Raw genomic sequence first — 8,153 nt, forward strand, 5'->3', positions numbered from 1 at the left:
TCAAGAGCGCGGGCACGAGAACGTAGCTATCTTCGCACACGGAGAGGCGAGTCTTAACGGCCATAAACGGGCACCATTGGTTAATAGTTCGGTAGATTTGGCTAATGTATCTTGGCAACCCTTTCGCCATGCTGCTTGGATTTATCATGACAGGGATTTGCCAAAATAGTCCTCTGTATTCTATTACGAAGGGGATTTGCCAGTTTCATGAACCATTCGGGGGAAGCAATTGACGAAAATCCGTACTGCTGATAGAGCGTGTGGGCGTAAACAGGACCTATGTAGTAAATTCTACAAGTCACTGATCCATGATTTTTAATTAACTGCTTGTTCAGTCCTCTATCTATGGCAGACTGCCTAACTTGGAATACTTGAACACTTGTAAGAATCTACGAATATATGAATTCAAAGATTGCACTAGTCACCGGAGCCAACCGTGGAATTGGTCGAGAAGTTTGCTCTCAACTTGCTAAAGCGGGTCATCAAGTTATTCTGACCAGTCGGGATGAAGAAAAAGGAAAAAAAGTGGTTGAGGAGCTAAAAAGTGATTTAATATCCTATCATCCGCTAGATGTAACTGACGACGATAGTGTAGCGCAATTACAAAGCTACATCGAGACGAATTATGGTCGACTGGATATTCTGGTTAATAACGCCGGAATTAATTACGATACCTGGCAGAATGCTGAACAAGCTGATTTGCAATCAGTACAAAAGACACTTAACACCAATCTACTTGGCCCCTGGCGAGTGAGTCAAGCTTTTATTCCGTTGATGCGAAAGAACGGCTACGGGCGAATTGTGAATGTTTCTAGCGGAGCGGGAGCTCTGAACGGTATGGGAGGCGGTACCCCGGCGTACAGCGTTTCTAAAGCGTCGCTAAACGTACTAACTATTAAGCTTGCGGCTGACTTACAAAATACAGGGATACTAGTAAATTCGGTAGGGCCAGGCTGGGTGCGTACCGATATGGGCGGAAAAGAAGCCCCGCGGGATGTGACCGAAGGTGCCGAAGGTGTCGTGTGGGCAGCTACCCTACCCGACGATGGGCCAACCGGTGGTTTTTTCCGAGATGGTAAATTGATCGAGTGGTAATTTGATAGTGTTAGAGTATTACTGTGTTCAGGTGCTATGGTTGGAAGATTTGAAAGTTATAGTTAGAAAAGTGACAAGTTTTGAGGTTCCTGGTTACTAGGAATTAGAGAATTAAAGACGGTCGTCATTCAATCTCAATTTTCATATTTCTCATTTCGGAACACGTCCGACAGTCGCCACTGCGGGACAGGTTCTCATATTTCTTATCTTCTGTCTAATTATGAATTCTTTCTTGATTCTTATCCCGCTGAGCCTTCCAAAGCCAGAAAATACCGTTTACGTGGGCCTGCCACTGAGGTAAGCGCGCGATCAGCACTACTTCCTCCAGAGAATCTAGTAGTGATAGGCCAATCATAATAATGAATAGCCAGGGTTGAGGACCGAAAAAGAACATGCTCATGAAAAAGATAGCCTGAATTACCGTAGCGGCCCGAGCCGAGATAGTATGAAAGCTAGAGTAGGTGCCGTAACGAATGAGTGCGAACGTTAGCTGGAACACGTACAAACCGATAGCAATGACAATCCAGAAAAGATGTTCGAAAAAAAAGGTGGGTTCAAATACATATAAACCAACTAATCCGGCAGTTAGTATCGCCTCATCGGCAATAGAATCTAGTCGGCCCCGTCGGTCCGTTTCCATACCGAACGTGCGGGCTACGAAACCGTCTAAAGCATCCGAGCAGAAACTAGCAAAATAAACAAAGGCAGCTATAAGCCTCAGCTCCAAACCAATTAGTAATAGAATAAAGGGAACCGATACTAAGCGCAAAAAGGGTATCCACTCCGCAAGATTGTAATCTTGCACCTTAAATAACGGCTTCACAATGGGTAGTATCAGTTAAAAATAGCGACAAAACATTCTTCCACAATCTATCTAACATAACGGAAAAGGTACAGGATTCCTACAAGATTTCAAATGCGATCCGCCGATTTTTTTGTCGGCCTTCCGCTGTATCGTTATCCGCAATAGGCTGTTCAGCACCATAACCCCGGAAAGCCAGTCGTTCAGTGGGTATTCCCGCCTCAATTAAATAATCATAAACGGCTTTAGCGCGCTGGGTAGAAAGTGTTTGGTTGTACGAATCAGCACCTACGTTATCGGAGTGCCCATTGATAGAAATGGAAATGGTTGGATTCTCTTGTAGAAAAGCCGCAATTTTATTGAGCTCTGGTTCGGATTTTTCTTTAATAGAGTATTTATCCGTGTCGAAAAAAACATTGTTTAACACTGTTTCTCGCCCTTTTTCTGCCGGATCAAGGTAAATATCAATCTCAATAGGGGCTTGAACATGGGCCTCTGCTGGAGTCAGGTAATTGAATGTTAAACTTTTAAAGAGGAAATTTTCCTTGTTGGCGTATAGCGCATATTCTGAGCCCTCAGTCAGTACCATTAGGTACTCTCCGTTTACCGGATCGGAGGTTACGGCAGAGAGAGGTTGCTGCTGGCGTATATCTACTAGTTCAATAGAAGCACCCAGCGGTTCTTTGGTTAGGGCATGATATACTTTCCCAAACACGTAGTTGCTACGATTTTGCACTTGAATCTCTGCCGGAATAGCGAAGGTGTAAATCTCGCTGCGTACGTACTGTCCCTGCCGCTTCTCTTCATTAGAATAATAAGCATCTTGCCCATCGGCAGTGATAAATAGCGAAGCTTGGTCTTCAAAAGTATTTATAGGGTAACCCAAGTTTTTAGGCTCCCCCCATTGCCCATTGGTTTCTTCGGTTACGTACAGATCATACCCACCAAAGCCAGGGCGGCCGTTGGAGGCAAAATACAATGTCTGCCCATTTACATGAATGAAAGGAGATACCTCGTCGCGAGAGGTATTGATGCTCTTGCCTGCATTTTGCGCTTGAATCCACTTGCCCTGAGGTTGGCGCTGAGTTCGGTAGATATCCATTTTTCCGAGCCCCCCTTTTCTATCCGATACAAAGTATAGCGTATTTCCGTCGGCCGATAGAGTAGGTTGAGATTCCCACGCTGATGAATTTACTTCGGCTCCCAAGTTTTTGGGTACCGACCAAGTATCGCCTTTCTTGTAGCTCACAAACAAATCGCAGCTACCGTAGCCCTTTCGTCCTTCGCAGGCCGTGAAAATTAACGTGCGACCATCGGCTGAAACGGCACAGGTTCCCTCGTTACGCATGGTATTGATATTCTCCGAGAGAAGTTCAGGAGCTTGCCAATTGCCCTGCTTATCCTTTTCACTCACGTAAATATCCTCATCGTACTGAGGTGTAATTCCCCGTCGTCCGGTAAAAATCATGGTCTGCTGGTCTACCGTTAGTACCGGAAAATACTGTAGTGGAAACTGATGTAATTCGCCCTCTACCCGCCGGGGCTGAAAATCTACTGGGTGCTGTATTGCTTCTTCGGCAAAATCAATATTTGCTAAAAGTGACTTAGCTTCCTCCCGAATTACCGGAGCTGCTTGGGGCGTTTCAATGGCTGAAGATGCTTGCTCACGAGCTTCGTCATATTTTCCCTGCTGAAAATATATTTGAGCTAACTGATAGGGGGCCTCTACGAATTTGGGATTTTTTTTCTGCTGCTTTACTACTTTTTTGTAGTGATACGCAGCTCGGTTCGGTTCGGATAATGCTTCGTAAATTTTGGCTGCTTGTAAATGAGCCTCAGAAAAAGCTGGATCTTTTTTTAGGCAGTATTCCAGTAATTCCAGCGCCTGACCGTATTGCCGTCGTAGAAAAAAAGAAAAGGCATCTTCGTAGTACTCTATAGCCTTTTTTGACTTTGATGTGTAAGACGAAGCCGGCCGTTGATTATTACTTCTTGAAGCCGGCCGGGGTGGCTCTTGTCGTTTATTTCTCTGAGCCCAACTTTCGGTGAAAGGTAAAAAACAGAATAGAAAGAAAATAAGGGCGATACCAAAGCGAGATTTCATACGGGTAGTATCAGATGTTTCGTCGGAAACGCTTTTTCGATAAAAACAGTGCCCCCTTGTAGGTTATCGAGCAAGTTCGTTACTTTATTGCTCTAACAAACTACTATACATGACAATCCGCCGAAGAAATTTTCTTAAAAAATTGAGTGCCGGTGCCGCAACTGTTTCCGCTTTTGCATCTCGCGCATTAGCAAAACCAACTGCTAAACCTATTGTAGTTTCCACCTGGAATCACGGAATTAATGCCAATGCGGCTGCTTGGGAAATCTTACAGAAGGGAGGAACGTCAGTGGATGCCGTAGAGGCTGGAGTACGAGTAACCGAAGCCGAAGATAACCTAAGCGTAGGATACGGAGGCTTACCCGACCGCGATGGCCAAGTGACGCTTGATGCCTGCATTATGGATGAAAAAGGTGAATGTGGCGCAGTAGCTTGCCTGGAAGGAATTAAACACCCAATCTCGGTAGCCCGGCTGGTGATGGATAAAACCCCTCATGTAATGTTAGTAGGCGAGGGCGCACTAAAGTTTGCATTAGATGAGGGGTTTGAACAGGAGAATCTACTAACTAAGCGAGCTGAAAAGGCTTGGCAGGAATGGTTAAAGAAAGCCGAATACAAACCAATTATCAATGTGGAGAACCACGATACTATTGGTATGGTAGCCTTAGATGCTGATGGAAACCTGTCGGGGGCTTGCACCACCAGTGGTTTGGCGTATAAGATGCACGGTAGAGTAGGTGATTCACCCATTATTGGCGCCGGCTTATTCGTAGATAATGAAGTAGGAGCTGCTACTGCTACGGGAATGGGCGAGGCTATTATTAAAATATGCGGAGCCCATCTGATTGTAGAACTCATGCGACAGGGCAATTCTCCCCAGCAAGCCTGCGAAAAAGCAGTACGCCGAATCGCGAAACAAAAGAATGCCCAAGACATCCAAATTGGATTTCTGGCGATCAGTAAACAGGGGGAAGTAGGCGCCTATAGTCTGCAACCGGGGTTTAATTTTGCACAAAACGATCAGCAGGCGAACCGGATGAAAGATGTGAGCAGTTTTTACTGATTAATTGTCAATGATTTTTCGGAAGATTGCGTTTCAAGATAGTGTGTTCATGTGCTAAAGTATTTGTGTGTTCGTGGAATAGATAAATTTGAACACCATAACACCATAACACCATAACACCATAACACCATAACACCATAACACCATAGTCAATCATAAATGATAATTTCACTGAAATCTACAGTCGGTCATATCGCTATTTTAGGGACACTGATAGCTTGTACTTCTCAAGAGAATTATAACATTCCGGAGGTGCCTACCTTTGATGAGGAGTACTACACCTACGCATTAGCTTCGGTAGACGAAATTATCCAGGATGAACCAGAGAATGCCGATGCTCACTATCACCGGGCCGAACTACTGCTTCAGCAAAGTAAAGCAAATAATGCTCTGGCAAGTATTCGTAAGGCTATAGAACTTAATGATGACGAGCCAACGTATCATCTTATTAGTGCGCGAGCTTTATTATTGAAGGGACAAAATCGCGAAGCAGTACGGGCAGCTAAACTAGCTCGTAGTAAAGGAGGCGAACCGATTGATATCTATGATATTTTAGCGGAGGCTAGTATCAGTAGTAACTATTTTGAAGACGCTTTGCACTACAGTGATAGCGCCCTAGTGTACGCGCCCAAAAATCCCCAAAACTATTTTCGGAAAGGAAAAGCATTGGTGATGCTGGGTGATACGTTGGCTGCGGAGCAAAACCTACTTAAGAGTCTGAATCTTGGTGCTGATGCTGTAGCAGTGTACGGAGTACTAGTAGATTTCTATATGAATACCGATGATTACGAACGGGCTAAATTATACATGGAAAAGATCCTTCAACAACCTAAAAATGCTACAGATAGCCGCCTGCTGTTGCAACAGGCCCGAATTCTACGAAAAACCGGTTACGAAGATAGTGCTCGGGTAGTTTTGTACCAAGTTAAAGCCCAAACTCGCACTCCAGTAGTACTGCGAGAATTACAAAACCTGCATTACCAAGATCGCCGCTACGACTCCGCCGCCTACTATTCTCGTCAACTACTGGATCTTCAAGAAGATGATAAGCAAGCGATGCTAACGCTGGCTCGGGTGCAAAATAAGCGATATAACTATTCTCGAGCTATCGAGCAGTACGAAGCTATTCTCGAGCTAGACTCTATGCAGCAGTATAGTACCCATCAAATAGCCCGTAAGGAACTTGATGATCTACGGGGAAAAGTTGCATATTTGTATCGAAAAAAACAGGAGGAAGAATTTCAGCGAATGAAGCAAGGAGTGCCCAGTATGAAGTCTATCACTCCTGATGAACCTAACCCATAGTAATGGCCGAAGAAATAAAAATTACCTTACCCGATGGAAGTCAACGATCGTACCCAGAGGGTGCAACTGGATTAGAAGTAGCCCAAAGCATCAGCGAAGGTTTAGCCCGTAATGTGCTGGCCGCGAAAGTAAACGGCGAGGTATGGGATGCTACCCGTCCTATTGAGCAAGATGCCCAAGTGCAGCTACTCACCTGGAACGACTTAGACGGAAAATCCGCTTTCTGGCATTCTTCGGCTCACCTATTGGCTGAAGCCTTAGAGGAACTCTATCCAGGAATAAAATTCGGAATCGGTCCACCCATTGCCAATGGTTTTTACTACGATGTAGATTTGGGTGAGCAGCCATTGGGTGAGGACGATCTGCCGAAGATTGAAGCGAAGATGCAGGAACTGGCTCGGCAGAAAAATGCGTACGAGCGGAAAGCAGTTAGCAAAGCCGATGCGGTAGAGTATTTTACTAAAAAAGATGATGAGTATAAGCTGGAGCTTATTGAAGGATTAGAAGACGGTCAGATTACTTTTTATCAGCAAGGAAATTTTGTGGACCTATGTCGCGGGCCGCACATCCCGAATACTGGATTCATCAAAGCAATTAAGTTAATGAGTGTAGCCGGAGCCTACTGGCGAGGCAACGAGAACAACAAGCAACTTACTCGTATCTACGGAATCACATTTCCTAAGCAGAAAGAACTAAAGGAGTACTTAGAGCTACTGGAAGAAGCCAAGAAGCGCGACCACCGCAAACTAGGCAAAGAGCTAGACTTATTCACTTTTTCAGAAAGAGTAGGGCAGGGGCTGCCGCTGTGGTTACCCAAGGGAGTAGTCATGCGGGAGCGGCTGGAAGGCTTCCTGAAGAAAGCCCAGCAGAAAGCGGGTTACCAACCCGTTATCTCTCCGCATATCGGTCATAAAGATTTATACGTCACCTCGGGGCACTACGAAAAGTACGGTAAAGATTCCTTCCAGCCTATCAGCACCCCGAACGAAGGTGAAGAGTTTTTGCTGAAGCCTATGAACTGCCCGCATCACTGCGAAATTTACCAGAGCCGCCCCCATTCCTACAAAGAATTACCTATCCGTTATGCGGAGTTCGGCACGGTTTACCGCTACGAGCAGAGCGGAGAGCTGCACGGCTTAACCCGCGTGCGGGGCTTTACCCAAGATGACGCTCACATCTTCTGTCGGCCCGATCAGGTGAAGGATGAGTTTAAAAAGGTGATAGATTTAGTGCTTCACGTTTTTAACAATTTAGGTTTCGACGACTTTACCACGCAGATTTCGCTACGTGACCAGGAAGACCGTGATAAATACATTGGTAGCGATGAAAACTGGGAGATATCCGAACAAGCGATAGTGGAGGCAGCTACTGAGAAGGAACTGAAAACTGTTACTGAGTACGGCGAATCGGCATTCTACGGCCCCAAGCTAGATTTTATGGTAAACGATGCCCTCGGTCGGCAATGGCAGCTAGGAACCATTCAGGTAGACTACAACCTACCCGAACGCTTTGAACTGACGTACATCGGGGCAGATAATCAAAAGCACCGTCCCGTGATGATTCACCGAGCCCCATTCGGTTCAATGGAACGCTTCGTAGCTATTTTGCTGGAGCACACTGGCGGTAATCTACCCCTTTGGCTGGCTCCCGAACAGTTCGCTATTCTACCCATTTCTGAGAAGTACACCAATTATGCCGATGAAATACTAGCAACATTAGAAGATCAGGATATTCGGGGCGCAGTAGACCATCGTGATGAGAAGATTGGCCGGAAGATTCAGGAT

General features: G+C 45.5%; 7 protein-coding genes. 5 read left to right on the forward strand and 2 right to left on the reverse strand.

Features of this window, described 5'->3' with window-relative positions:
• On the forward strand, window positions 1-169 hold a 169-nt coding region (locus WBA23_RS25305; RefSeq protein WP_424585070.1), incomplete at its 5' end, for a hypothetical protein.
• Between the two features lie 230 nt (window positions 170-399).
• A complete protein-coding gene (locus tag WBA23_RS25310; protein WP_424585064.1) occupies window positions 400-1,095 on the forward strand; it encodes an SDR family oxidoreductase in 696 nt (231 codons plus the stop codon).
• Between the two features lie 214 nt (window positions 1,096-1,309).
• Here the strand turns inward: WBA23_RS25310 and WBA23_RS25315 are convergent, their stop codons facing one another.
• Entirely contained in the window at window positions 1,310-1,918 is a 609-nt protein-coding gene (locus WBA23_RS25315; RefSeq protein WP_424585065.1) for a CDP-alcohol phosphatidyltransferase family protein, read from the reverse strand.
• Between the two features lie 79 nt (window positions 1,919-1,997).
• The gene (locus WBA23_RS25320; RefSeq protein ID WP_424585066.1) at window positions 1,998-4,001 is read right to left on the reverse strand and encodes an OmpA family protein; all 2,004 of its coding nucleotides are present in this window, start codon (window positions 3,999-4,001) and stop codon (window positions 1,998-2,000) included.
• A gap of 109 nt (window positions 4,002-4,110) precedes the next feature.
• Between WBA23_RS25320 and WBA23_RS25325 the strand changes: the two genes are divergently transcribed.
• From WBA23_RS25325 to thrS, 3 genes are all read left to right on the forward strand, one after another.
• Window positions 4,111-5,064: an isoaspartyl peptidase/L-asparaginase family protein gene (locus tag WBA23_RS25325; protein WP_424585067.1), complete on the forward strand. Its 954-nt coding sequence runs from the start codon at window positions 4,111-4,113 to the stop codon at window positions 5,062-5,064.
• Between the two features lie 159 nt (window positions 5,065-5,223).
• Window positions 5,224-6,369, forward strand: coding sequence for a tetratricopeptide repeat protein (locus WBA23_RS25330; RefSeq protein ID WP_424585068.1), 1,146 nt, complete (start codon window positions 5,224-5,226; stop codon window positions 6,367-6,369).
• 2 nt (window positions 6,370-6,371) lie between these two features.
• On the forward strand, window positions 6,372-8,153 hold a 1,782-nt coding region (gene thrS / locus WBA23_RS25335), incomplete at its 3' end, for a threonine--tRNA ligase (RefSeq protein WP_424585069.1).

The organism is Tunicatimonas sp. (genome assembly GCF_049647865.1).
Classification (GTDB): Bacteria; Bacteroidota; Bacteroidia; order Cytophagales; family Cyclobacteriaceae; genus Tunicatimonas.

Coding starts and splice junctions, on each gene's coding strand:
- WBA23_RS25310 (WP_424585064.1), top strand. CDS start 400: ATGAATTCAAAGATTGCACTAGTCACCGGAGCCAACCGTGGAATTGGT.
- WBA23_RS25320 (WP_424585066.1), bottom strand. CDS start 4,001: ATGAAATCTCGCTTTGGTATCGCCCTTATTTTCTTTCTATTCTGTTTT.
- WBA23_RS25325 (WP_424585067.1), top strand. CDS start 4,111: ATGACAATCCGCCGAAGAAATTTTCTTAAAAAATTGAGTGCCGGTGCC.
- WBA23_RS25330 (WP_424585068.1), top strand. CDS start 5,224: ATGATAATTTCACTGAAATCTACAGTCGGTCATATCGCTATTTTAGGG.